At 71.6% G+C, this 24,190-nt stretch carries 16 protein-coding genes and 7 pseudogenes; 11 read left to right on the top strand and 12 right to left on the bottom strand.

The window, feature by feature from the left end; all coding sequences use genetic code 11:
• Positions 1 to 49 precede the first annotated feature (49 nt).
• The 3 genes from OJ254_RS09345 to OJ254_RS09335 all read left to right on the top strand — a co-directional run bounded on the left by OJ254_RS09345 (position 50) and on the right by OJ254_RS09335 (position 2,870).
• Positions 50 to 970 (top strand): NlpC/P60 family protein, encoded by a 921-nt coding sequence (locus tag OJ254_RS09345; protein WP_265361956.1) that lies wholly within the window; start codon positions 50 to 52, stop codon positions 968 to 970.
• Between the two features lie 188 nt (positions 971 to 1,158).
• Positions 1,159 to 2,046, top strand: a complete 888-nt coding sequence (locus tag OJ254_RS09340) for a helix-turn-helix domain-containing protein (RefSeq protein ID WP_423835871.1) — start codon at positions 1,159 to 1,161, stop codon at positions 2,044 to 2,046.
• Between the two features lie 170 nt (positions 2,047 to 2,216).
• The gene (locus OJ254_RS09335) at positions 2,217 to 2,870 is read left to right on the top strand and encodes a DUF4232 domain-containing protein (RefSeq protein WP_265361954.1); all 654 of its coding nucleotides are present in this window, start codon (positions 2,217 to 2,219) and stop codon (positions 2,868 to 2,870) included.
• Between the two features lie 69 nt (positions 2,871 to 2,939).
• Here OJ254_RS09335 and OJ254_RS09330 read toward each other — a convergent pair.
• Positions 2,940 to 4,739, bottom strand: a pseudogene (locus OJ254_RS09330) (NHL domain-containing thioredoxin family protein).
• Positions 4,740 to 4,803: 64 nt separating this feature from the next.
• Between OJ254_RS09330 and OJ254_RS09325 the strand changes: the two are divergent.
• Both OJ254_RS09325 and OJ254_RS09320 read left to right on the top strand, forming a co-directional pair.
• A complete protein-coding gene (locus OJ254_RS09325) occupies positions 4,804 to 5,334 on the top strand; it encodes an LURP-one-related/scramblase family protein (RefSeq protein WP_265361953.1) in 531 nt (176 codons plus the stop codon).
• A 153-nt stretch (positions 5,335 to 5,487) separates the two neighbouring features.
• Positions 5,488 to 6,311: pseudogene (locus tag OJ254_RS09320) on the top strand (maleylpyruvate isomerase family mycothiol-dependent enzyme).
• 86 nt (positions 6,312 to 6,397) lie between these two features.
• Here OJ254_RS09320 and OJ254_RS09315 read toward each other — a convergent pair.
• The 3 genes from OJ254_RS09315 to OJ254_RS09305 all read right to left on the bottom strand — a co-directional run bounded on the left by OJ254_RS09315 (position 6,398) and on the right by OJ254_RS09305 (position 9,453).
• Positions 6,398 to 7,651, bottom strand: a complete 1,254-nt coding sequence (locus tag OJ254_RS09315) for an MFS transporter (RefSeq protein WP_265365107.1) — start codon at positions 7,649 to 7,651, stop codon at positions 6,398 to 6,400.
• A gap of 143 nt (positions 7,652 to 7,794) precedes the next feature.
• Positions 7,795 to 8,478, bottom strand: a complete 684-nt coding sequence (locus tag OJ254_RS09310) for a GntR family transcriptional regulator (protein ID WP_265361952.1) — start codon at positions 8,476 to 8,478, stop codon at positions 7,795 to 7,797.
• 135 nt (positions 8,479 to 8,613) lie between these two features.
• A complete protein-coding gene (locus OJ254_RS09305) occupies positions 8,614 to 9,453 on the bottom strand; it encodes a GNAT family N-acetyltransferase (protein WP_265361951.1) in 840 nt (279 codons plus the stop codon).
• Between the two features lie 197 nt (positions 9,454 to 9,650).
• Here OJ254_RS09305 and OJ254_RS09300 point away from each other — a divergent pair, with 197 nt between their 5' ends.
• Positions 9,651 to 9,827, top strand: coding sequence for a hypothetical protein (locus tag OJ254_RS09300; protein WP_265361950.1), 177 nt, complete (start codon positions 9,651 to 9,653; stop codon positions 9,825 to 9,827).
• A 6-nt stretch (positions 9,828 to 9,833) separates the two neighbouring features.
• Here OJ254_RS09300 and OJ254_RS09295 read toward each other — a convergent pair whose 3' ends face one another.
• Genes OJ254_RS09295 through pdhA form a run of 5 tightly spaced genes read right to left on the bottom strand, consistent with a single transcriptional unit; the run spans position 9,834 to position 15,075 of the window.
• Positions 9,834 to 10,304 (bottom strand): VOC family protein, encoded by a 471-nt coding sequence (locus OJ254_RS09295; protein ID WP_265361949.1) that lies wholly within the window; start codon positions 10,302 to 10,304, stop codon positions 9,834 to 9,836.
• 48 nt (positions 10,305 to 10,352) lie between these two features.
• Positions 10,353 to 11,360, bottom strand: a complete 1,008-nt coding sequence (locus OJ254_RS09290; RefSeq protein WP_265361948.1) for a helix-turn-helix domain-containing protein — start codon at positions 11,358 to 11,360, stop codon at positions 10,353 to 10,355.
• A gap of 6 nt (positions 11,361 to 11,366) precedes the next feature.
• Positions 11,367 to 12,848, bottom strand: coding sequence for a dihydrolipoamide acetyltransferase family protein (locus tag OJ254_RS09285; RefSeq protein ID WP_265361947.1), 1,482 nt, complete (start codon positions 12,846 to 12,848; stop codon positions 11,367 to 11,369).
• A 23-nt stretch (positions 12,849 to 12,871) separates the two neighbouring features.
• Positions 12,872 to 13,855 (bottom strand): alpha-ketoacid dehydrogenase subunit beta, encoded by a 984-nt coding sequence (locus tag OJ254_RS09280; RefSeq protein WP_265361946.1) that lies wholly within the window; start codon positions 13,853 to 13,855, stop codon positions 12,872 to 12,874.
• Positions 13,856 to 13,857: 2 nt separating this feature from the next.
• Positions 13,858 to 15,075 (bottom strand): pyruvate dehydrogenase (acetyl-transferring) E1 component subunit alpha, encoded by a 1,218-nt coding sequence (pdhA, locus tag OJ254_RS09275; protein ID WP_265361945.1) that lies wholly within the window; start codon positions 15,073 to 15,075, stop codon positions 13,858 to 13,860.
• A 327-nt stretch (positions 15,076 to 15,402) separates the two neighbouring features.
• Between pdhA and OJ254_RS09270 the strand changes: the two genes are divergently transcribed.
• The 3 genes and pseudogenes from OJ254_RS09270 (at position 15,403) to OJ254_RS09255 (ending at position 17,717) form a co-directional block, all read left to right on the top strand.
• Positions 15,403 to 16,062 (top strand): response regulator transcription factor, encoded by a 660-nt coding sequence (locus OJ254_RS09270; protein ID WP_279350239.1) that lies wholly within the window; start codon positions 15,403 to 15,405, stop codon positions 16,060 to 16,062.
• A gap of 59 nt (positions 16,063 to 16,121) precedes the next feature.
• Positions 16,122 to 16,622, top strand: coding sequence for a pyridoxamine 5'-phosphate oxidase family protein (locus tag OJ254_RS09265; protein ID WP_423835870.1), 501 nt, complete (start codon positions 16,122 to 16,124; stop codon positions 16,620 to 16,622).
• 52 nt (positions 16,623 to 16,674) lie between these two features.
• Positions 16,675 to 17,717: pseudogene (locus OJ254_RS09255) on the top strand (phosphotransferase).
• 21 nt (positions 17,718 to 17,738) lie between these two features.
• Here the strand turns inward: OJ254_RS09255 and OJ254_RS09250 are convergent.
• A pseudogene (locus tag OJ254_RS09250) lies at positions 17,739 to 19,351 on the bottom strand (protein kinase domain-containing protein).
• A gap of 322 nt (positions 19,352 to 19,673) precedes the next feature.
• Between OJ254_RS09250 and OJ254_RS09245 the strand changes: the two are divergent.
• Positions 19,674 to 21,329 (top strand): annotated as a pseudogene (locus tag OJ254_RS09245) (Stk1 family PASTA domain-containing Ser/Thr kinase).
• 62 nt (positions 21,330 to 21,391) lie between these two features.
• Here OJ254_RS09245 and OJ254_RS09240 read toward each other — a convergent pair.
• Positions 21,392 to 21,954, bottom strand: a pseudogene (locus OJ254_RS09240) (bacterial proteasome activator family protein).
• A 621-nt stretch (positions 21,955 to 22,575) separates the two neighbouring features.
• Between OJ254_RS09240 and OJ254_RS09235 the strand changes: the two are divergent.
• Positions 22,576 to 22,929, top strand: a complete 354-nt coding sequence (locus OJ254_RS09235; protein ID WP_265361942.1) for a hypothetical protein — start codon at positions 22,576 to 22,578, stop codon at positions 22,927 to 22,929.
• 263 nt (positions 22,930 to 23,192) lie between these two features.
• Here OJ254_RS09235 and OJ254_RS09230 read toward each other — a convergent pair.
• A pseudogene (locus OJ254_RS09230) lies at positions 23,193 to 24,169 on the bottom strand (NAD(P)H-quinone oxidoreductase).
• Between the last annotated feature and the right edge of the window lie 21 nt (positions 24,170 to 24,190).

The raw sequence follows: 24,190 nt of genomic DNA, 5'->3' as shown, positions 1-24,190 counted from the left end.
CGGCCGCCGGCCATCCCGGCCAACCGGCCGTCCACGGAGGGGAATCGGTATGGAGGAGCACACGCACAGCGGTCGCCGGACCGTGCTGCGGAAGGTGCTGCCCGCGGTGGTCGCCGCGGGAATCGGCGTCGCGGGAGGCGCGGGGTCGGCCCACGGCAGTGAGCCCGGCCCTGCGGCCGCCAACGGCGTACGGCAGGCCGCGGGCGCGGACATACGGCAGGCCACAGCCGCCGGCCGGCAGACGGCGGCCGCCGCGGACTTTCCCACCTGGGGGACGCGATGGGTGGTGCACGCCGGCCCCGACATCAACTCCCCCGCCGTCGGCATGGTCAACAGGGCCGCCGCGGGCCAGGACCGGATCACCGCCGACTACCAGGTCGACACCGGACACCAGGTCTGCGAGGGCAGCGCCTGCTCGACGTACATGGCCCACCTCACGGGCCCGGTCACCGGCTTCCTCACGGTGGTCGCGGTGGACATCCCGCAGGACCGGCTGCCGGGCGTACCGGTCCACGGCGGTGGCGGCCGGCCCCAGCCCGGCGGCTCCCGCCAGGAGGTGCTGGACCGGGCCGCCACCTGGCTCACCGCCAACAATGGCGCCCAGGTCCCGTACAGCCAGGCCAAGGTCTGGAAGGACGGCTACCGCCAGGACTGCTCGGGGTATGCGTCCATGGCGCTCGGGCTGCCGACGCCGGGCACCAACACCGTGGGCCTGGCCACCAACCGCGGTATCACCCGGCCGATTTCGCTCGGCGAACTCAAGCCCGGTGACCTGCTCATCGATGCGTCCGGGGACAACAACAACCGGCATGTGGTGATCTTCGAGAAGTGGAACAACGACGCACACTCCTCGTACACGGCCTATGAGCAGCGCGGCGGCCACGGCACCGACCACCGGACGTTGACCTACGGCCTGCCGGGCGGGGACGCCGAGTTCACGCCGTACCGTCCGGTGAAGTTCGGCGACTGACGCGCCGTACGCTCTCGCACCGCTGTTTCACGTGAAACGGCGAGGTGGAGGCGAGGCGCTGACGCACGGTCCGTTTCACGTGAAACGTCACCAGCTGGTCCGGGTCCGATCCGGATCGCGTAACGAGGGGCACTTCCGTCACAGGGGAGCGGAAGTGCCCCTCGCCTGCGCATGGCCGCTGTGCTGGAATGCGGGATGTGTCTGGCAATCAGAACCACGCCGCTCATCCCCGACGTAAGCCACTGGCTCCTCTCCCCGACGAACTCTCCGGTCCTGCCCGCGACTTCGCCACCGCCCTGCGCCGTATGCACGGCGAACTCGGCTACAGCCTCAAGGAGTTGGAGGGCCTGTTACCGGCGAGCCGCTCGTCCCTCTCGCGCTATCTGCGGGGCCAGGGGCTGCCCGATGAACGGCTGCTGGTCCAGTGGTGCAAGCTCTCCTTCACCGGCGAGGACCGGCTGCCCGCGCTCGTCGATCTGCTGCACCGGGCCCAGGAGGCAGCGGACTCGGGCCCCGAGACCGCACGGGGAGCGGGCGGGACGGACGAGCCGGCGGACCAGGGGACGGAGCAGGAGGCGCGGGGACCGCGTCGGCTGCCGCTGGTGCTCGCCGCGCTCGGGACGGCCGCGGTGCTGGCCGGTGCCGCGGTGGCCATTCCCGCGCTGACCGGCCAGGACCGGGCGTCGGACGGCTCCTCGCACGACAGCGCGGGTACCGGCGGAGTGCAGGGATCGGAGACCTCGGCGAAGGGCACCGGGTCCGCCCGGATCACCGTCAACAACGTCGAACGTGCCTGCCAGCATCCCCGCACCGACAACTGTGCGCTCGGCCTGGCCCGTGACCCCTACCAGGTCTACCGGCGCGCCAACGTCGTGGCGCACGTCTGGCACGGCGACGTGCTGCACGCGGTGTGCCGGATCGCCGACGGCGTGACGGTCACCGACGAGATGGGCGGGCACAGCAGCATCTGGTTCCGGGTCGATCACGGCGGCGCGCGGATGTGGGCGCCGGGGATCCGCATCCGCCCGGAACAGCTCGAAAACACCACATTGCCGACCTGTCCGGAGGGATCCTGACCCTGCTCCTCCGGGCCGCGGCTCCGCCGCTATCGCTGACCTGCGGCGATGACGCTCCGGCCGGAGCCGCCGCGATCCCGCCCTGGAAGATCGAACCGCGATCGATATCGTGGCCGTGCCATGACAGACACACCTCGCTGACCGTAGCGACCCACTGGGGGACTCCACCCATGACCGCACCCCGCTCCCGCCGCCGCTCCGCCGCGTACGCCGCGCTGGCCCTCGGGCTGGCCGGTTCGCTGGCGCTGACCGGCTGCAACAGCCACTCCTCGAAGAAGTCGAAGAAGACCTCCTCCTCGTCCTCCAAGAGCAAGAAGCGCAAGATCATCGGCGGTGGTGCGGCCGCGGCGGGCGCGGGAGCCGGGGCGGCGTCGCGCCGGGTGACGGGCTGCTGGCCCAGCACCTACCGGGTCACGTTCTCCCAGCAGACCGGCCCGAAGAGCCATGTCACGGTGAAGTTCAAGAACACCACCGGCAACACCTGCCGGCTGTACAACGGCCCGCAGCTGCGCTTCAACAACGCCAAGGCGCCGCTGCCGCTGAGGACGGGCGACCCCGGTGTCCTGGGTGGCCCGACGATCGACGTGCCCGCCAAGGGCTACGCGTACGCGGTCATCCCGACCAACACGGCGGCCAGCAAGGGCACCGAGCAGAAGTCGGTGACCATCGACTTCATGGGTTCCTCCGCGGATTCCACCACCCGCGGGCCGGTCACCCTGAACTTCGCGGAGAAGCGGCTGCACATCTCCGTCGGCCAGAGCAAGGTCACCAACTGGTCGCGCAGCGTCCACGGGGCCGAAGTGATGGCCGGCGTCGGGGACTGACCCGGCACCACACCGCCGCGGCCGCACCGGCTTGGCCCGGGCCCCGTCAACGGGCCCGGGCGCCGGTGGTTATGCGGCGTCCAGCCCCGCCAGCACCAGCCGAGCCGGGCCACGCCGTCCGCGGTGACGGTCACCGGAACGCCCCAGTCCTGCTGGTGGACGTGGCAGGCGGGGTACTCGATGTCCGGGGCGTCGTCGCAGGACGCGGCCATCGCCGAGACGTGCAGCACGCCCTCGGTCACGCCGTCCGCGAGCACCAGCTCCGGCTGAGATCGGTGCCGGCGCCCGCGCCGTCGGCGAGCAGCTCCGGCGGGGTCGCGCTGACCAGCAGCCGGGTCGACGGGCCGTAGCGGGTATCGAGCTTCTGACCCGCCGGGGCCTGGAAGACCACATCGAGCCGGAGCGCGCCCGGCGCCACCTCGGTGGCCGCGCGCTGGGTGCGGTGCGCCACCGCCTCCACCCGGACCGCCTCCTCGGGCAGCCGCAGCCGGGTCAGCCGGTGCCGCGCGGACTCGACGACCACGATGTCGTCGTCGACGAGCACCGCGGCGGACGGCTCGCGCAGGTCCGTCGCCAGCGTCGTCACCTCACCGCTCGCCGGGTCGTAGCGGCGCAGCGCGTGGTTGTAGGTGTCCGCGATCGCGACCGAGCCGTCGGGCAGCGCGGTGACGCCCAGCGGGTGCTGGAGCAGGGCCTGTTCGGCGGCGCCGTCGCGGTGGCCGAAGTCGAAGAGACCGGTGCCGACGGCCGTGCGGATGACGTATCCGTCCTCCGCGGGCTCGACCCAGCGGACCGCGCTGGTCTCCGAGTCCGCGATCCACAGCCGGTCACCGGCGGCCGCGAGCCCGGACGGCTGGGCGAACCAGGCCTCGGCGGCGGGGCCGTCCACCAGGCCCTCGTTCGTCGTGCCGGCGGCCACCTCGACCGTGCCGGTGGCCGGGTCGTACGTCCACAGCTGGTGCACACCGGCCATCGCGATCCACAGCCGGTCCTGCCACCAGGCGATGTCCCACGGCGAGGAGAGCGCCACCTCGCGCGCCGGTCCGGACGTCGGGGAGCCCTGCCACCACTGCTTGCCGGTGCCGGCCACCGTCTCCAGCGTGCCGTCGACGGGGTCGAAGACGCGCAGGGCGTGGTTGACGGTGTCCGCGACGGCGACCTTGCCGTCGGGCAGCAGGGCCAGGCCCTGCGGTTCGTTGAAGGTGTCCGGGGTCAGACCGCGCTCACCGCTGCCGATCCGGCGCAGCACCTGCTCGCCGTCCGCGGCGAGCTCGACGAGCTGGTGGCGGGTGGTGTCGGAGACCAGGAAGCTGCCGCCGGGCAGCCGGACCGCCTTGCCGGGGAAGCGCAGGTCGGTGGCGACCGGCTCCGGCGGTACGTAGGGGCCGTCGCCGCGCCGCAGGGTGCCCTTCGCCTCGTGCTCCGCCGCCAGCTCCTCGACGAGCGTGGCGATGGCGTGCGCATGGCCTTCGCCGGCGTGCTGGGCGACGACGTACCCTCGGGGTCGATCACCACCAGCGTCGGCCAGGCCCGGACCGCGTACTGCTTCCACGTGGTGAGCTCGGGGTCGTCGAGGACCGGGTGCTCGACGCCGTACCGCTCGACGGCGTCCACGACGGCCTGGTGCTCGGCCTCGTGCACGAACTTCGGGGAGTGCACACCGATGATCACGACCGTGTCGCGGTGCTTCTCCTCCAGCTCCCGCAGCTCGTCCAGGACGTGCAGGCAGTTCACACAGCAGAACGTCCAGAAATCCAGGACGACGATGCGTCCTCGCAGGTCGGAGAGGGTCAGATCCTTGTCGCCGGTGTTCAGCCAGCCGCCCTTGCCGATCAGCTCGGGGGCCCGGACGCGCGCACGTGAAGCCATGTGGACATTCAACGTCACTCAGGTGCGTGCGCATTCCGCAGGGGCGTCGGGGAACAGGTCAGCCATGCACCCCTCACCCGCGGCGCAGCCGCCACGCTCCGGCACCTTCCTCGTCCGCGACCGGATCTTCGGCATCGGCGACGACTACTGGATCGACGACGAGCACGGCCGCCATGCCTTCCTCGTGGACGGCAAGGCGCTCCGGCTGCGGGAGACCTTCGAGCTGAAGGACACCGAAGGCCGGGTGCTGATCACCATCCGGAAGAAGATGCTGGCCCTGCGCGACACGATGACGATCGAGCGGGACGACGAGCCGCTGGCCACCATCCGCCGCAAGCGGCTCTCGCTGCTGCGCAACCACTACCGCGTGGAGCTGGCGGACGGCACCGTGCTGGACGTCAGCGGCAAGATCCTGGACCGGGAGTTCGCCGTCGAGTACGAGGGCGAACTCCTCGCCGACATCTCGCGGCGCTGGCTGACCGTGCGCGACACGTATGCGGTCAAGGTCGTACGGGACGACGCGGATCCGGCACTGCTGATCGCCGTCGCGGTGTGTGTGATCCGGCTGGCCGAGCGGGAGCGCGGCGTGGGCTGAGCGGCGGGCGCCCGGAACGCCGCGCCGGAACCCGCTGCGGTCGCGGGACATCGTCCTACGATGGTCCCCCGAAAGCACTGCCGGGGTGCCCGTGCGCAGCGGTAACTTAACTGCACAGACAGCAGCCCGCGTACGAACCGTCCGAGGGGTCCCGTGACCGTCCATCCCAGCCTTCAGTCCTCCATCGATGCTGGACGCACTCCATAGAAGCGATAACCGAGCTGGTGACGCCGCTCGTCGAAGGCGAGTGGAACCGGGCGACGTGCCTGCCAGGATGGTCAGTTCGCGATGTGGTCTCCCACATCATCGGCCTGGAATGCGAAATGCTGGGCGATCCGCGGCCGATCCACACGCTGCCGCGCGACCTCTACCACGTCCGCAGTGAGTCGGCGCGCCGCATGGAGGTGCAGGTCGACGTCCGCCGGCACCACACCGCGCCGGAAATGCTCAGCGAACTCGAATACACCGTCATCCGCCGTTCCCGGCAGCTGCGCAACGAGTCCCGCCAGCCCGACGCGGTGGTGCGCAGCCCGCTCGACGAGGACCGGACGCTGGAATTCGTGCTCCAGCAGCGGGCGTTCGACGTCTGGGTGCATGAGCAGGACCTGCGCCGGGCGCTCGGCAAGCCCGGCAATCTCGACTCCCCCGGCGCGCAGGTGACCCGTGATCTGCTGGTCAGGGTGCTGCCCGGCATCGTCTCCAAGAGGGCCCAGGCGCCCGCCGGTTCGGTGGTGGTCTTCGACGTCAGCGGTCCGCTGGAGTTCCTGCGTACGGTCCGGATCGACAACGAGGGCAACGCCACCATCGACGGCAGCGTCTCGCTCGGCCCGACGGTGACGCTCGCCCTGGACTGGGACACCTTCCACCAGCTGGCCTGCGGCCGGGTCCGCCCGGCTGCGGTCGCCGAGCAGATCAAGATCGATGGCGACCAGGAGCTGGCCGAGGCGATCCTGGACAACTTCGCGGTCACGCCGTAGCGAAGTCGGGCCGGCGGACCACGACGCGTCGGCCGGCCCCCGTTTCACGTGAAACTTCGGCGCTGTTTCACGTGAAACAGCGCCGCTCAGGCCGGAACGTGCACCGCCTCGACGCGGCTGACAACGAGCCGCTCGCGCTCGCGGCGGGCGGCCCGGCGGCGCAGCCGCAGGATCTGGGAGACACCGACCGCTTCGAGGACGAAGACCGAGGCGAAGGCGATCCGGTAGTTGTCGCCGGTCGCGTCCAGCAGGACGCCGATCGCGAGCAGGGTCGTCATCGACGCGGTGAAGCCGCCCATGTTCACGATGCCGGAGGCGGTGCCCTGACGCTCCGGCGGATTGGCGGGCCGGGCGAAGTCGAAGCCGATCATCGACGCCGGGCCGCAGGCGCCCAGCACCGCGCAGAGCGCGATCAGCAGCCCCATCGGTGCATGGTCGGCCGGCCAGCTCAGCACGCTCGCCCAGAGCAGCGCGGTGGCGCCGACCGTGCCCAGCGCCAGCGGCATGCGGGCGGCGTGGTGGCGGGCGATGATCTGGCCGTAGACCAGCCCCACGGCCATGTTGGAGAGCACCACCAGGGTGAGCAGTTCACCGGCGGTGCCGCGGGACAGGCCCTGTGCCTCGACGAGGAACGGCAGGCCCCACAGGAGCAGGAACACCATGGCCGGGAACTGGGTGGTGAAGTGCACCCACATGCCCAGCCGGGTGCCGGGCTCCCGCCAGGCGTCCGCGATCTGCCGCCGCACGAACCCGGCGCCGGTGTGCGCGGCCGCGGCCGGCGGCGGCTCGAAGCCCTCGGGGTGGTCCTTGAGGAAGGCCAGCAGCACGATCAGCACGACGATGCCGCCGGCCGCGCTGGCGGCGAAGGTCGGGGTCCAGCCGAAGGTGTGCAGGAAGCGGGCGAGGACGAGGGTGGAGACCAGGTTGCCGGCCATGCCGACCAGGGCGGCGATCTGGGCGATCATCGGGCCGCGCCGGGCCGGGAACCAGCGCGAACCCAGCCGCAGCACGCTGATGAAGGTCATCGCGTCACCGCAACCCAGCAGCGCGCGCGAGCCGAGCGCCATGGGATACGAGGCGGACAGCGCGAAGCCGAACTGGCCCAGGGTGTAGAGGACGACGCCGAGGGTCAGCACCTTCTTGGCGCCGAGCCGGTCGACCAGCAGCCCGACCGGGATCTGCATCCCCGCGTACACCAGCAGCTGGAGGATGGAGAAGGTCGACAGCGCCGAGGCGTTGATGTGGAAGCGCTCGGCGGCGTCCAGCCCGGCCACGCCCAGGCTCGTGCGGTAGGTGATCGCGACGAAGTAGACGGCGACGCCGATGCCCCAGACCGCCATGGCCCGGGGGCCGCCGGGCGGGTCGGAGGGCAGCGGCCGGGCGCCGCCGCCTATGCCGGAGCGGGCGGAACCGCCGCCCACGGCGCCCGTACCCGAGCCGGAGCCGCCCTCTATGGAGCCGTCCGGTCCGCCGGTGCCACCGCTCATCGCACGTCTCCCTGGGCGAGGTTGCGGACCCAGCTGACGTGCCGGTGCACGACGTCGGTCGCGGCGTCCGCGTCACCGGCCCGCAGCGCGTCGAGGATCTCGGCGTGCTCGGCGATGTTCTTGGCGATCCGATCGGGGTGGGCGTGCATCACCGCGACGCCCATCCGCAGTTGGCGGTCGCGCAGCTGCTCGTAGAGCCGGTCCAGGATCTGGTTGCCGGCGCTGCGCACGATGGCGGCGTGGAAGGCGCGGTCGGTGACGGACACGGCGGCCAGGTCACCGGACGACGCCTGCTCGCGCATGGTGTCCAGCAGCTCGGTCAGCTCGGTGAGCAGCGGCTCGCTCGCGGGCACCGCCTTGGCGGCGGCGTGCTTCTCCACCAGCAGCCGGGTCTCGACCACGTCGGCGATCTCCTGTGCGGAGACCGGCAGCACCATGGCGCCCTTCTTCGGGTAGAGCTTGATCAGCCCCTCGACCTCCAGGCGCAGCAGCGCCTCGCGCACCGGCGTCCGGGACACGCCCACGGCGTCGGCCAGTTCGCCTTCGGTGAGCAGCATGCCGCCCTCGTAGTGGCGCTGCAGGACGGCGTCCTTGACGTGCGCATAGACCCGCTCGGCGGCGGGCGGTTGTTTGGCGGCGGATTCTCTGGCGGGGGCGGTGGGCGTGGACGCTGAGGGCATGCGCACAGGATAGATACAACAGGTATGCGTCCGAAACGTGATTCCGCGATGCGGACGATCGATGGGTACGGACGACTGACAGGTGCGGACGACCGGTGGGTGCGGACGATGACGGGGCGGCCCGCGCGTCGTACGTCAGCCCGGCATCCGCCCCTGGGCCACCAGGCGGTCCACGACTTGGGAGTGGGCCGGGGCACAGCGCTCGCGGGCCTCCCGGCGGTCGAACCAGGCGTACTCGGCGATCTCCCGGCCCGGCACCGGCACGACGTCCTGCGGCCCGCCGGTGAAGCAGGTCATGTGCAGCCGGCGGCCGTTCTGGCCGTGCGCGACGTCATGGATGACGAACGCCTCCGTCAGGGTCCCGGCGGGGACGTCCAGGCCGAGCTCCTCGGACAGCTCCCGCGACAGCGCCTCACGGGCGGACTCCCCGGGCTCGTACTTCCCGCCGGGGAGGTAGAACGTGTCCTTGCCGCGCGTGCGGACGCTCAGCAGCCGGCCCTCCCGCACATGCAGCCAGCTCACCGACTTCAGCGGCGCCGCCCGCTCCAGCACCAGCAGCGGATGGCCGGTCTCCTCGTCCACCCGCCGCCCCCGCTCGGTGAAGCCCAGGTGCGTGGAGAAGCGGCGGGCGCGCGCATTGCCCTCGAAGACCTCCAGGGTCAGCGCGCCGTACCGCGCCGCCGCGTGTTCCACCAACTGCCGCCCGACACCGTCCCCTTGGGCCTCCGGCGCGACGAACGGCCCGCCGATCCCGCCGTCGGGGAGCAGGCCGAGCAGTCCGATGACCGTGCCCGCCCGTTCGGCGACCCAGTTCTCGGCCCGGACGAGATACACCTCGCGGAGGATCCGCGCGCGCTCGCCCCCGCCCTCCCCCTCGATGAACGGATGCGCCAGGCGCACGGCCCGTGACCAGAGATCGACGACAACATCCTGGTCAGCGTCCCGGTACCGGCGGATGATCACGTTGCTGCTCATTCCGCCGACCGTAAGCGGCCGGTCCGGCGACGGCAAACCCTTTCCCGGCCCCTGCCGCAAGGGGGACCACAGGCGGACGGCGGGTCCACCTCAGGTCTGACCCGAGTCCGTACCTGGCGCGTATGGAGCGGCCCGGATTCCGTGGGTGAATGGAGGCATGGAGCCGGGGAGGCTCCGGAATTCAAGGGGAGTTGACCATGCTGTCCAGGACGAACGCCGGCCGTCGTGCGCGGAACACCGTCGTACTGGCATTGATCGTCGCCGGTCTGTGGGCGGGGGTCGCGCTGACCCGCGGCGCGGCGCACGCCGATGAGTCCGGCCCGACCGGGCCGGTGGCGCACTTCAGCCGCGCCGTGGAACTCATCCGCGGCTGACCGGCCCTACGACCGGACCGGGTGCGGCCGGCCGCGGTAGGTGCCGAAGGACCAGCGGTTGCCCTCGGGGTCGCGGGCGCTGAAGCCCCGTGAGCCGTAGTCGGTGTCGGCCAATTCGTCGGTGATCTCCGCGCCGGCGGCCCGGGCCCGGGCACACAGCGCGTCGGGCCGGCCGGTGACCACATAGGCGCCGGAGGTCCCCGGCCGCAGCCCGCAGGGGTCGTCGTCCGCCTCGCGGGCGGAACCGAGCATGATGCCGCCGCCCTCGGGCCAGGAGAGCTCGGCGTGCTCGACCCGTTCGCCGTCGCCGTAGACAGCGGTGGCTTCAAAGCCGAACGCCTCCGTCAGGAACCGGATCAGGGCGCGGGCGTCCCGGGCCCGGAGCACCGGCCACACCTGAGGCGCGGGCGCCGTCGCGGAGTCGTGCGGGGACGTGGTGGCGTCGGATGTGGTGGCGTCGGAAGTGGTCTTCGGCATGAGCGCCGTTCCTCCTCGGTCGGTACGGCCCCGGGTGGGCCGCCGCCCTCAGCCTTCCGCGCAGCCGTCCGCCGGGGCTTGGACGTTTCGGAACTCCTCGGCGAGCCACCGGCTGGGCGGACAGCCGGCCAGCGAGCGGAACTCCCGGGCGAGGTGCGCCTGGTCGAAGTAGCCGCAGTCAGCGGCCAGTTCGGCGAGCAGCGGGGGTGAGCCGGTACGGGCCGCGGCGCCCAGCCGCCGTCGTGCGCGGTCGAAACGGATGACCCGGGCGGCGGTCTTGGGCGTCAGACCGGTTTCCTGCCGGAAGCGGGCGGTCAGATGGCGGGCGCTCCAGCCGATGTCGGCGGCGAGCGCCGCGACCGGCACGGCGCCCCGGGAGGTGGTCAGCAACTGCCAGGCGCGGGCGACCTCGGGCGCCGGGGCGGGCCCCGCACCACCCGGCTCCCGGTCCAGCCACCGCAGCAGATGGACGTCCAGCAGGGCGAACCGCTCCGGCCAGCTGGCGGCCGCCCGCAGCCGCTCGGCGACGTCCCGGCCCCGCGGCCCGAGCACCGCCTCCGCGGGGAGATCGATACCGGCCAGCTCACCGGCCGGCAGGCCCAGCAGCGCCCGGGCACCCAGCGGGTGCAGAGCGAGCTGGATGCCGGACTGGCGGCCCTGATGGGTGATCAGCGCGGGGCGGGTGTGCAGCCCGCCGAGGAGGGTGGCGTAGCTGCCGGGAGCCTGGCCGGGGTCCGGGTGGCCGGCCAGGGTGAGCGGCTCGTCGAGGGTGAAGATCAGCGTCAGCCGGGGCGAGGGCAGCCCGCGGTGCAGGGCGGGCGGGACCCCGGCCTGCCGGTATGCGGCGTAGGAGCTGACATACGGCCGGAGCGCGGGCGCCGGCCGGGCGATCAGCTGCTCGTCAACGGCACCGGACGGAACGGCGGCCGGCGCGCCCCTGGCATGAGGGCGGGCCGGTCCGGCGGGGGCGTGGGGCGGTGTTTCACGTGAAACACCGGCCCCGGCCCCAGGCGTCGTTTCACGTGAAACGACGCCCTGGCCCGACCGGCCCCGCATCCCGGGTCAGCCCCAGGTGATCAGCCGCTTCGGCCGCTCCAGCACCGCCGCGATATCCGCGAGCAGCTTGGAGCCCAGCTCACCGTCGATGAGACGGTGGTCGAAGGACAGCGCGAGGGTGGTGACCTGGCGCGCCTTCACCTTGCCCTTGTGCACCCAGGGCTGGAGCTTGATCGCACCGACGGCGAGGATCGCCGACTCCCCCGGGTTGAGGATCGGTGTACCGGAGTCGACGCCGAAGACGCCGACGTTGGTGATGGTGACGGTGCCACCGCTCATGGCCGCCGGAGAGGTCTTGCCCTCGCGGGCGGTGGCGACCAAATCGCCCAGTTCCTCGGCGAGTTGGGGGAGCGTCTTGGACCCGGCGTCCTTGATGTTGGGGACGATCAGCCCGCGCGGGGTGGCCGCCGCGATGCCGAGGTTCACGTAGTCCTTGTAGACGATCTCCTGGTTCGCCTCGTCCCAGGACGCGTTGACCTCCGGGTGCCGCTTGAGGGCGACCAGGAGAGCCTTGGCGACGATCAGCAGCGGGTTGACCCGCAGGCCGGCCATGTCCGGGTCCTGCTTCAGCTCCTGGACGAGCTTCATGGTGCGGGTCACGTCGACGGTGATGAACTCCGTGACGTGCGGCGCGGTGAAGGCGCTGGCCACCATCGCCTGCGCGGTGGCCTTGCGTACGCCCTTGACCGGCACCCGCCGCTCGCGGGCCGCCGCGTCCACGACCCCGGTCACCACGGGAGCGGCGGCCGGTGCGGCGGGAGCCTCCACGGCCGGTGCCTGCGCTGCCACCGGGGCGGCGGCCGCGTGCACGTCCTCGCGGGTGATGATGCCGTCCGGCCCGGTCGGGGAGACGGTCGCCAGGTCGATGCCGAGGTCCTTGGCGAGCTTGCGCACCGGCGGCTTGGCCAGCGGTCGCCCGGCGGTCGCGGCGCCCACGGGCCGGGCGTCCGGCGTCACCGTCACGGCCGGCTGCGGTGCGGCGGGAGCGGCCGGCTGCGCCGCGGGCCGTCCGTTCAGCTCGGCCTGGAGCGCGGCCTTCACCGGCTCCGGCTGCGACGGCACACCGGCCTGCGGCTTGCGCGCCCGGCGCTTGGTCGAGGACGGCGCGGCGCCGTAGCCGACCAGTACCGCCTGGCGGCCCTGCGGCTCGGCGTCCTCCTCGGCCGGAGCGGCCTCCTGCGGCGCGCTCGCGGTCGCGGGGGCCTCGGCCGGTCCGGCGCCCGGGTCGGTGTCCACCGCGATGATGGCGGTGCCGACGTCGACGGTGACGCCCTCGCCGAAGCGCAGCTCGTGCACCACCCCGGTGTAGGGGATGGGCAGTTCGACGGCGGCCTTGGCGGTTTCGACCTCACACACGACCTGGCCGTCGGTGACGGTGTCACCGGGCTGGACGTACCACTTGAGGATCTCGGCCTCGGTGAGCCCCTCGCCCACGTCGGGCATCTTGAACTCGCGGAAGCGCTGGGCCTTGGCGGTGCCTGTAGTCATGGTCACGAACTCTCCTCAAACCCTCAGTACGCCAGCGCACGATCGACGGCGTCGAGCACCCGGTCCAGCCCCGGAAGGTACTCGTCCTCCAGCCGGGAGGGCGGGTACGGGGAGTGGAAGCCGCCGACGCGCAGGACCGGGGCCTCCAGGTGGTAGAAGCACCGTTCGGTGATCCGGGCGGCGATCTCCGCGCCCGCGCCGAAGAACACCGGCGCCTCGTGGACGACGACCAGGCGCCCGGTCTTCTGCACCGACGACTGCAGGGTGTCGAAGTCGATCGGGGAGAGCGAGCGCAGGTCGACGACCTCGACCGACTTGCCCTCCTCGGCCGCGACCTTGGCGACGTCCAGGCAGACCTTCACCATCGGGCCGTAGGCGGCCAGCGTGAGGTCCGAGCCGCTCTGGGTGACCCGAGCCTTGTGCAGCGGGTCCGGGATCGACTCGGTGTCCAGCCGCGACTTGTCGTGGTAGCGCCGCTTGGGTTCGAAGTAGATGACCGGGTCGTCGCCCGCGATGGCCTGCTGGAGCATCCAGTAGGCGTCGGAGGAGTTCGAGGGAGTGACGATCTTGAGGCCCGCGACGTGCGCGAACAGCGCCTCGGGGGACTCGGAGTGGTGCTCGACCGCACCGATGCCGCCCGCGTACGGGATGCGGATGACGACCGGCACCTTGACCTTGCCCAGCGCGCGGGCGTGCATCTTGGCGAGCTGGGTGACGATCTGGTCGTAGGCGGGGAAGACGAAGCCGTCGAACTGGATCTCGACGACCGGGCGGTAGCCGCGCAGCGCCAGGCCGATCGCGGTGCCGACGATGCCCGACTCGGCGAGCGGGGTGTCGATCACCCGGTCCTCGCCGAAGTCCTTCTGCAGTCCGTCGGTGACCCGGAAGACGCCGCCGAGCTTGCCGACGTCCTCGCCCATGACGAGGACCTTGGGGTCGGCCTCCATGGAGGCACGGAGCGAAGCGTTGATCGCCTTGGCGATGGTGATCTTCTCGTGGACGGCCATGGTCAGTTCCCCTCCGCCAGGACATCGGCATCGACGAACGACGCCTGGTACGCGGCGAACTGCGCGCGCTCCTCATCGACGAGCGCGTGCCCGTCGGCATAGACATTCTCGAAGATCGCCATGTGGTCCGGGTCGGGCATGGCACGGACGGCCTCGCGGACCCGCACGCCCAGGGCCTCGCTCTCCTCGTCGATGGTGGCGAGGTACGCCTCGTCGACCAGGCCCTCGGCCTCCAGGTACGTCCGCAGCCGCAGGATCGGGTCCTTGGCCTCCCAGGCCACCCGCTCCTCGTCCCCGCGGTAGCGCGTCGGGTCGTCGGAGGTGGTGTGCGCGCCCATCCGGTACGTGAACGCCTCGATCAGCATCGGGCCCTGGCCGGTGCGCGCCCGCTCCAGCGCCGCCTTGGTCACCGCGAGACAGGCCAGCACGTCGTTGCCGTCGACCCGTACGCCGGGGAATCCGTAGCCGCGGGCGCGCTGGTAGAGCGGCACCCGGGTCTGCTTCTCGGTGGGTTCGGAAATGGCCCACTGATTGTTCTGGCAGAAGAACACGACGGGGGCGTTGTACACCGCGGAGAACGTGAAGGATTCCGCGACATCGCCCTGGCTGGAGGCACCGTCACCGAAATACGCGATGACCGCGGAATCCGCGCCGTCCTTCTGGACACCCATCGCATAACCGGTCGCGTGCAGCGTCTGCGAACCGATCACGATGGTGTAGAGGTGGAAGTTGTTGCTGTTCGGGTCCCAGCCGCCGTGATTGACACCGCGGAACATGCCCAGCAGGTTCGTCGGGTCGACCCCGCGGCACCACGCCACACCGTGCTCGCGGTACGTCGGGAAGACGTAGTCGTCGTCGCGCAGCGCGCGTCCGGAGCCGATCTGAGCGGCCTCCTGGCCCAGCAGCGAGGCCCACAGGCCCAGCTCGCCCTGGCGCTGGAGGGTGGTCGCCTCGGCGTCGAACTTCCGCGTCAGCACCATGTCGCGGTAGAGGCCGCGCAGTTCTTCGGGGGAAAGGTCGATGGCGTAGTCCGGGTGCTCGACCCGCTTCCCTTCCGGGGTCAGCAGTTGTACGAGCTGATCCTGCTCCGCCTCGTCGGGCCGGCCGTTGGTACGGGCCTTGGCCGGCGACGCCTTCTTGGCAGGCGTCGCCTTCTTGGCGGTGGTGCGCTTGCTGCTGCCGCGGGTGTTTTTCCGCTGCGCAGTGCCTTCCACGGTCACGTGCTGCTCCTCCGTCTGTCCGGCCCCCGGGGTCCGCCGGTGGCCGTATTGCGGCTCACCCGGTATCCGATACGGCGCACGGGGTGTGTGCGAACGCGGCCGGATCCGGGTGGAACAAAGCTCCCGGACAGTGGCCTGCTCATTGCACGTTACCCATTGTCAAAGCCGAAGTGGAAACGGCGCTGACCTGCGATTTTGCTTGGATTTCCAAGTAAAATCGCAAAGGCTGGAACAACTCCTGGTCACAGCGTTGCAGGCCGCCGGGACAACGGCACGTTATATCGGTGACCTGGAGCACGGGAAGACTTGATGTGTGAGACTGAGCCCGTGCCCGAAGACGGAAAAATCACGGTATTCCTACTCGATGACCATGAAGTCGTCCGCCGCGGTGTCCACGAAATGCTCGCGGTCGAGGCTGACATCGAGGTGGTCGGCGAGGCCGGCACCGCCGAAGATGCCCTGGTCAGGATCCCTGCGACGCGTCCCGACGTGGCCGTGCTGGACGTCCGGCTGCCGGACGGCAGCGGGGTCGAGGTCTGCCGGGAGATCCGTTCGCAGAATCCGGACATCAAATGCCTGATGCTCACCTCGTTCGCGGACGACGAGGCGCTCTTCGACGCGATCATGGCCGGTGCGTCCGGTTATGTCCTCAAGGCCATCCGGGGGAACGAACTGCTCTCCGCCGTACGCGACGTGGCCGCCGGCAAGTCGCTGCTCGACCCCGTGGCCACCGCCCGCGTACTGCAGCGGCTGCGGGACGGCAACGCCACCAAGGAGGACGACCGGCTGGCGAGCCTGACGGAGCAGGAGCGCAAGATCCTCGACCTGATCGGCGAGGGCCTGACCAACCGCGCCATCGGGGAGCGGCTCCACCTCGCCGAGAAGACCATCAAGAACTACGTCTCCAGCCTGCTCTCCAAGCTCGGCATGGAGCGCCGCTCCCAGGCCGCCGCCTATGTGGCGCGCCGGCAGGCGGAGCGCCGCTGACCGACGGATTCCGGAGCGGCCGCGCTTCGGGCGCCGCCACCCCGGCCACCGCCCGGGTCATGGCGATTCAGGACCATCGTCCCGTTTACTCCAGGCTGCTGGACCCTGTTGACGAGCCCTCCCGACCGGCAGGGTGGGACCATGCCCACCGACCACCACCGTGCCATCGAACTGCTCGCCGCACCCCCTACGGGCGGGTCTCGGCCAGTCGGCGGGCGCTGCCCTTCACCACCGTCACCCGGCACCTCGTCCTGGACGACGGACGGCTGATCCTCCGGCTGCACCGCGGCTACGGCTACCACGGGGCGCTGGACGGGAGCGTCGTCGCGTACGAGGCCGACAACGTCGGCAGCGGGGCGCCGGACACCTGGTCCGTGCAGTTCACCGGCACCGCCCGGGTGACCCTCCCGGATGCCGCCGAGCGGGAGCGCTTCGGCCGCACGCCCCGGCTGGCCGACGGGGCGCCCTTCGATCCCGTCTTCCTGGGCGTGGAGCCGGAGTTCGTCACCCTGCACCACCTCACCGAGGTGCCGGCCCTCGGCCTCGCTCACTCTGCGTGAGGCTTTCCGATACCCCCACCCGCATAGGTGTAGTTGATCTAACATCTGGCGCGTGCTGCGCTCATCTGTAGTCCGGACGGCGGCGACGCCCGACAAAGACGCCCTCGGATCCCTGCTCCGCCACTACACCGGCGCCGGCGCGCCGCTGTCCTGCGAACCCGTCGCCGAGGGCCTGCTCAACCACGGCTACTTCCTCGCCACCACCCGCGGCCGCTACTTCCTCAAGCACCACCTCGACGGCGACCTGGCCGCGATCACCCGCCAGCACCGCGCCACCCGGCGGCTCGCCGCGCTCGGCCTGCCGGTCGCCCCGCCCGTCGCCGACGCCGACGGCCGCACCGTCACCGTCCTCGACGGCCGCTGCTACGCCCTGCACCCGTGGGTCGAGGGGCGCCACCTGAGCGGGGCCGCGCTGACCACCGGGCAGTCCCGCCGGCTCGGCGCCCTGCTCGGGCTCGTGCACACCGCGCTGACACAGGTCATGGCGGACGAACCGCATCCGCCCCGGCCGCCCTTCGCGGACGCCGGCGCCGACCCCGAGCGGACCTTCGAGACCATCGACGAGCTGCTGGACCTGGCCCGCTGCGCCCCCCGCGCACCAGCTTCGACGAGCTCGCCGAGCACCGGCTGCTGGAGCGCCGGGCCCTCCTGGAGCGGCAGGCGCACCGGCGCCCCGCCCCCGGCGCGGAACCCGCCGCCGGCTGGGTGCACGGCGACTTCCACCCGCTGAACGTGCTCTACCGCGGCACCGAGCCGACCGCGATCGTCGACTGGGACCGGCTGGGCGTCCAGCCCCGCGCCGAGGAAGCGGTGCGCGCCGCCGCGATCTTCTTCGTACGGCCCTGCGGCACCCTGGACCTGGCCAAGGTCGCGGCGTACGCCGGTGCCTACCGCAGCGCCTGCGGAGCCGGCGCCGACGAACTCGCCGCGGCCGTCCACCGGGTGTGGTGGGAGCGGCTGAACGACTTCTGGATGCTCGCCTGGCGCTACCAGCTCGGCGACCGCCGCACCGATCCGCAATTCCCGGCGGCGGCCGCCCTGGCGGTGTGGTGGACCCGCGAATACCGCGCCGTGCGCGACGCGTTCACCCGCTGACCCGGACCCACGCGGGGCCGGTCAGCCGCCGGTCGTGCCCAGCGTGGTGCCGCTGTCCGCGCCCGAGGACGCCCCGCTGTCCGCCCCGGCCGTCGAGCCGCCGTCGGCCGTACCGCCGTCCGCGGTGCCGCCGTCGGCCGTCCCACCGTCCGCGGTGCCGCCGTCGGCCGTGCCACCGGTCGTGTCGGTGGGCGGCTCGGTGGTCGGCTCGCTGGTCGTCGGAGGCTGCGAGCTCGGCGGCGCGGACGTCTCCGGGGTGCTCGGCTGCGTCGTCGGCGGCTGGGTGTACGAACCACCGTCGCCGCCGGTGCCGCCCGGCTGGGTCTCCGGAGTGGTCGGCTCCTCGGTCGTCGGCTCGCTGGTCTCCTTGTGCTTCTTCGGCGTCGGCGACTGCGAGGCGGGAGTCTCGTGCTTCCGGCCCGGGTCCTTGGTGTTCTGCAGCGCGAAGGCCACACCGACCGCGATGGCGATCAGCGCGAGCGCCGCGATCAGCAAGGCCTTGCCGCGGCCGCCCTTGGACGGGCGGGGCCCGCCCTCGAAGCCTCCGTCGTCCTCCCGCATCCCGTGCGTGAGGATCGGCTGCGCCGTGGTCTGGCCGGCATCCGGGTGCGGCAGCGCGGTGGTCGCGGCGGTCCCCATGGAAGGGTGCGACCGCCCTCGTGCATGACGACCGGACCGGTGTTCCAGGTGCCGGTGTGCCCACCCTGCTCCTGCAGCATCTGCAGCGAGTACTGGACCAGCCCGCGCATCTCCTCGGCGGTCTGGAACCGGTCGTCGGGGTCCTTGGCCAGCGCCCGCATGACCAGGCCGTCCAGCTCCGGCGGCACGCCCTCGGCGACCTCGGAAGCCGGCACCGGCATGTCCTGGACGTGCTGGTAGACGACCGAGAGCGGGGTCTCACCGGTGAACGGCGGCCGCAGGGTGAGGAGTTCGTAGAGCAGACAGCCGGTGGCGTAGAGGTCGGAACGGGTGTCGACGGTCTTGCCGAGCGCCTGCTCCGGGGAGAGGTACTGGGGCGTACCCATGACCATGCCGGTCTGGGTCATGGTGGACTGCGCGCCGTGCAGGGCGCGGGCGATGCCGAAGTCCATGACCTTCACGGCGCCGCTGTTCGTGATGATCACGTTCGCGGGCTTGATGTCACGGTGCACGATGCCGTGCTGGTGGCTGTAGGCCAGTGCCTCCAGCACGCCCGAGACGATGATCAGCGCCTGGTCCGGCGGCGGGGCGTCGGCGTTCAGCAGCAGATCGCGGATGGTGTGGCCCTCGACCAGCTCCATCACGATGTACGGCACGGTGTTGCCGCCGACCAGGTCCTCGCCGGAGTCGTAGACCGCGACCACCGCGTGGTGGTTCAGCCCGGCCACGGACTGTGCCTCGCGGGTGAAGCGGGCCTTGGACACCGGGTCCTCGGCGAGGTCGGCACGCAGCAGCTTCACGGCCACGGTGCGGCCGAGGCGCACGTCCTCGGCGGCGAACACCTCCGCCATACCGCCGCGCCCGAGGCGCCGCGTGAGCCGGTACCGGCCGTCGCCGACCAGGCCGCCATTGCCCCACATCTCCGGTGCCTCGGGGACACGGGAGCCGGTGGCCTCAGGATCGGACGGGCCCTGGGGGCTCTGCGTCGGTGCCATCGGTCCTCGCCGTCGAATCGATCCGCCCGAGAGCGGTAAGGTCATCGGTCTTCGCTAGAGCACGCTACAGGTTCCGCGGCACCCACCGGTCCGTCGTGGACCGGCCATCAAACCCGCCGTTCGCCTGACATCGCAAGTTCACCCCCGGTGATTCAGGGTGCCGAACGTCTCAGGTCCGTGACCGGATCTTGCACATCTGGTCACGGAACGGGCACACAGCTTGACGTGTCCGGGCCCTGGGGCACACTTGGCTGCGGAATTCCAGATTTTGATCGCTATAACGTGCGGGTAGTGCGCCGTGCGCCTAGGGGGAAGCGGAACGATGAGCCAGGACGGCGCTCAGGGCCAATTCGAGGGCCGTTCGGTCGGCGGAGGACGTTACCAGCTTCGTGATCTTCTCGGGCCGGCGGAATGGCATCCGTGCACCTCGCGCACGACACCGTGCTCGACCGCGACGTCGCGATCAAGACACTGCACACCGAGCTCGGTCGCGAGCAGGCCTTCCGCGAGCGCTTCCGCCGCGAGGCACAGTCAGTGGCGAAGCTCACGCACACCAATATCGTCTCGGTCTTCGACTCCGGCGAGGACGAGCTCGACGGCGGCATGGTGCCGTACATCGTCATGGAGTACGTCGCGGGCCAGCCGCTGCGCTCCGACCTCGACACCGACATCGCCCAGCACGGCGCGATGCCGACCGAGAAGGCCCTGAAGATCACCGCCGATGTGCTCGCGGCGCTGGAAGTCAGCCACGAGATGGGCCTGGTCCACCGCGACATCAAGCCCGGCAACGTCATGCTGAACAAGCGCGGCGTCGTCAAGGTCATGGACTTCGGCATCGCCCGCGCCATGCAGTCCGGCGTGACGTCCATGACCCAGACCGGCATGGTGGTCGGCACCCCGCAGTACCTCTCCCCCGAGCAGGCGCTGGGCCGCGGGGTGGACGCCCGCTCCGACCTCTACTCCGTCGGCATCATGCTCTTCGAGCTGCTGACCGGCCAGCTGCCGTTCGACGCGGACTCCCCGCTCGCCATCGCCTACGCGCACGTGCAGGAAGAGCCGCCGGTCCCGTCGAGCATCAACCGCTCGCTGCCGCCGGCCGTGGACGCGCTGGTGGCCCGGGCGCTGAAGAAGAACCCCAACGAACGGTTCCCGACCGCCGAGGCGATGCGGGACGAGTGTCTGCGGATCGCCGGGTCGGGGCAGTCCGGTGCCACCCCGCTGATCATCGGCGAGGGCCCCGGCGCGCACCAGCGGCTCCTCGGTGTCCTCCGCGGTCTTCCCCACCGCCGCCGGAAACCCGCACACGCCGGCCCCGCCGAACGTCCAGCAGCCCTACCAGCCGACGCAGGCGGCCGGCTTCGGCCCGCAGACGCCCCCGCCGCCGAACAACGCCTACCCGACGCCGGCCCCCGGCCCGATTCCGGGCCCGGCGCCGTTCAACGCGGGCGGTTACCAGGCTCCGCCGGCGTACACCCCGCCCCCGCCGCCGGTCACCGCCTCGATGCCGTCGGCCGGCGGTCCCGGCGGGCGGAAGAACAACACCCCGGTGATCGTGGTCTCGGCGATCGTCGGTGTCGTCGTGGTCACCGCGATAGCGATCGGCATCGGCCTGAGCGCCGGTTCCTCCGACGACAACGGCGGCGACGTCACGCCGTCCTCCTACTCGGCCTCGCCCAGCGAGAGCATCCGTCCCGAGGACAAGACGGCGACGATCCTGACGTCCGAGTGCACCAACCCGACCAAGAGCTACGCCGACAAGGGCAAGGTCCTCTTCCCGTCGTTCCGGTTCAAGAACCTGGACTCGGTGAAGGAGTGCATCAAGGCGGCCGGCTGGAAGTACAAGATCGTCAAGGAAGAGGACAGCTCGATCTGGGGCAAGAACACCGTCACGGATCAGTCCCCGGCCGCCATCAGCTGGTGGTACCCGACCAAGGACGCCACGATCGAGCTGACCATCTCCACCGGTCGCAGCGGCTGACGGTCGCACCGCACACAGAAGGGGCCGGCACGCATCCGCGTGCCGGCCCCTCGTGCCTACGGTCAGAGGTACGGGCCCGAGCGGGCGCCGCCGTGGCCGGGCTTGCCCTCGTCGCCCTCCGTGGGCAGGACACCGGGCGGCAGGGCACGGCGCATCGACTCCAGCTGGGCCCGGGCGGCCATCTGCTGGGCGAACAGCGCAGTCTGAATGCCGTGGAAAAGGCCCTCCAGCCAGCCCACCAGCTGCGCCTGGGCGATTCGCAGCTCCGCCTCCGTCGGCACCGACTCATCGGTGAACGGCAGCGACAGCCGCTCCAGCTCCTCCACGAGTTCGGGGGCCAGCCCGTCTCCAGCTCCTTCACCGAGCTGGCGTGGATCTCCTTGAGCCGGACCCGGCTGGCCTCGTCGAGAGGAGCCGCCTTCACCTCTTCCAGCAGCTGCTTGATCATGCTGCCGATGCGCATGACCTTCGCAGGCTGTTCGACCATGTCCGTCACCGGGACCTCGCGGGGCTCCTCGCCGTCGTCCCCGCCACCGGAGCCGGCGCTGCCGAGCGCCATGCCGTCCGGGCCGACAACCAGGACGTGCGGGTTCTCCTGCGACCGTTCGTTCATCGGCATATCCATGCCGCCATTCTCTCGTACGAGCGCTTCTCGACGGTGGTGCCCCCAGGAGAACGTGATCCACCATTCCGGGGGACCCGAGCTCCGGCGTTTCACGTGAAACCACGGATTCTCGCTGTTTCACGTGAAACCACGCCAACCGCTCCCACCGTTTCACGTGAAACAAACGGGAGCGTTTCACGTGAAACGGTGTCGCGCGCTTCCTCGTTTCACGTGAAACGAGGAACGCGGAAGCAACGGTCTCAGCGGCGGCGCAGGCGCAGACCCAGGAACGCCAGGCCCAGGCCGGTCAGCGCCAGGCCCGCGCCCATCGGCAGAACCCGCTCGACCGGGGCCGTCGGGGCTCCAGGGCGTATGGGCGGGCGGTGTCCCGTCCTCGTCCGTGGTGCCCGTGGTCGCGTCCTCGGGGACGGTGGGCGACGGGAGCGGCGGCAGCGTTTCGTACGAGCGGGGGCTGCGCCGTTCCGCCGTCCTGACGCGGTGCGACGGCGTGGAGTGCGAGGGTGCGGGGTCGGATGCGGCCTCCGCCGGTGCGTGCCGCTTCGCGGGGTCGCGACGGCCGGGCAGCGGGTGGGAGCGGTCGGTGTCGGGCGGACCGCCCGGCCCGGCCTTCCGGAAGTGGCCGTGGCCCCCGAAATCCGCGCTGCCGGGGCCGTCCCCGTGGAAGCCCGGACCGAACAGGTGCGGGTGGTGGTGCCACCGGCCGTGCCAGCGGCCCGGGTGGTGGTGCGGCACCCGGCGCGGATAGCCCGCCATGTCGTACGGGAAGCCGGGGAAGCCGTCCGGGAACTCGCGGAAGCGGGCCGGAGCCCCCGGCCGGCCGGCGTGGCCCCGGCCCGGCACGAACGGCTCATCGACCTGCGGCAGGTCGCTCACGAAGTCCTCGGCGGCGAAGGCATCGGCCCCGAGCATCTCGGGCCGCAGCTCCTCCGGCACGTTGTCGTCCGGCGAATCGCCCGGGCGGACGAGCTGCGGTGAACGGTCCACCGGCGTGGCCTGCCGGTCCGCGGCCGCCGCGGGGCGGCTCCCACCGGAACGGGCAGGACGACGGCGGCGACCAACAGACTGCTGGCAATGCGCGAACGGAAACCTGGAGCGACCACAGTGCCCCTCCCGTGCCGAGCCGTCGGGTGACCAGCCCAGCGTCACATGTGATCAGATGCACGGCATCTTGGGACTGTCCGCCGGGTTATCCGGCGACGGCCCGGGAGGGGGATCCGGAAGGCCGCAGCGCGGCCGGTTCAGACGGTCAGCACGACCTTGCCGACGTGCACACTCGCGTCCACGACGCGGTGCGCCTCCGCGGCCTCGGACATCGGGAGCGTACGATCCACGATCGCCCGGACCTGGCCGTTACCGATCAGCGGCCAGACGTGCTCGCGTACCGCGGCGACGATGGCCGCCTTCTCACTGAGCGGGCGGGCACGCAACCCGGCGCCGGTGATCGCGGCGCGCTTGGCCATCAGCGCGGCGAGGTTCAGCTCCGCCTTCACCCCGCCCTGCAGCCCGATGATCGCAAGTCGGCCGCTGACCGCCAGCGCCTTCACGTTCCGTTGCAGGTACTTCGCGCCGATGATGTCGAGGATGACGTCCGCGCCCTTGCCGTCGGTGGCCTTGCGGATCTCCTGGACGAAGTCCTGCTCGCGGTAGTCGATCAGGATGTCCGCGCCGAGCTCCGCGCAGCGGGCCAGCTTCTCGGGGCCGCCCGCGGTGACCGCGACCCTCGCCCCGACCGCCTTGGCGAGCTGGATCGCCATCGTGCCGATACCGCTCGCGCCGCCGTGGACCAGCAGCGTCTCGCCGGGCCGCAGGTGGGCGATCATGAAGACGTTCGACCAGACCGTGCAGGTCACCTCGGGCAGCGCGGCGGCCGTGACCAGGTCCAGGCCGGGCGGCAGCGGCAGCACCTGCCCGGCCGGCACCACGACCTTCTCCGCGTAGCCGCCGCCCGCCAGCAGCGCGCACACCTCGTCGCCGACCGCCCAGCCGTGCACGCCCGGGCCGACCGCGCTGATCCGCCCCGAGCACTCCAGCCCCGGGTACGGCGAGGCTCCGGGCGGCGGGTCGTAGAAGCCCTGCCGCTGGAGCAGGTCGGCGCGGTTCACGGCGCTGGCCGCGACCTCGATCAGGACCTCGCCCTCGCCGGGTGCGGGTCGGGCACATCCGTCCAGACAAGTGCTTCGGGGCCACCGGGCTCCGGGATAGTGATCGCTCGCATGGGCGCGAGGCTACTCGTCGT

It is taken from the genome of Streptomyces endophytica, assembly GCF_026153355.1.
Taxonomy (GTDB): domain Bacteria; phylum Actinomycetota; class Actinomycetes; order Streptomycetales; family Streptomycetaceae; genus Streptomyces; species Streptomyces endophytica.
This window is presented reverse-complemented; position numbering and strand designations above follow the sequence as displayed.

Excerpts from the sequence above, each read along its gene's own strand:
- OJ254_RS09310 (WP_265361952.1), bottom strand. The coding sequence starts at position 8,478 with ATGCCCTCAGCGTCCACGCCCACCGCCCCCGCCAGAGAATCCGCCGCC.
- OJ254_RS09335 (WP_265361954.1), top strand. The coding sequence starts at position 2,217 with ATGACCGCACCCCGCTCCCGCCGCCGCTCCGCCGCGTACGCCGCGCTG.
- OJ254_RS09300 (WP_265361950.1), top strand. The coding sequence starts at position 9,651 with ATGCTGTCCAGGACGAACGCCGGCCGTCGTGCGCGGAACACCGTCGTA.
- OJ254_RS09345 (WP_265361956.1), top strand. The coding sequence starts at position 50 with ATGGAGGAGCACACGCACAGCGGTCGCCGGACCGTGCTGCGGAAGGTG.
- OJ254_RS09315 (WP_265365107.1), bottom strand. The coding sequence starts at position 7,651 with ATGGCGGTCTGGGGCATCGGCGTCGCCGTCTACTTCGTCGCGATCACC.
- OJ254_RS09305 (WP_265361951.1), bottom strand. The coding sequence starts at position 9,453 with ATGAGCAGCAACGTGATCATCCGCCGGTACCGGGACGCTGACCAGGAT.
- OJ254_RS09295 (WP_265361949.1), bottom strand. The coding sequence starts at position 10,304 with ATGCCGAAGACCACTTCCGACGCCACCACATCCGACGCCACCACGTCC.
- OJ254_RS09340 (WP_423835871.1), top strand. The coding sequence starts at position 1,159 with ATGCGGGATGTGTCTGGCAATCAGAACCACGCCGCTCATCCCCGACGT.
- OJ254_RS09325 (WP_265361953.1), top strand. The coding sequence starts at position 4,804 with ATGCACCCCTCACCCGCGGCGCAGCCGCCACGCTCCGGCACCTTCCTC.
- OJ254_RS09265 (WP_423835870.1), top strand. The coding sequence starts at position 16,122 with ATGGCGATTCAGGACCATCGTCCCGTTTACTCCAGGCTGCTGGACCCT.
- OJ254_RS09285 (WP_265361947.1), bottom strand. The coding sequence starts at position 12,848 with ATGACTACAGGCACCGCCAAGGCCCAGCGCTTCCGCGAGTTCAAGATG.
- OJ254_RS09290 (WP_265361948.1), bottom strand. The coding sequence starts at position 11,360 with ATGCGGGGCCGGTCGGGCCAGGGCGTCGTTTCACGTGAAACGACGCCT.
- OJ254_RS09280 (WP_265361946.1), bottom strand. The coding sequence starts at position 13,855 with ATGGCCGTCCACGAGAAGATCACCATCGCCAAGGCGATCAACGCTTCG.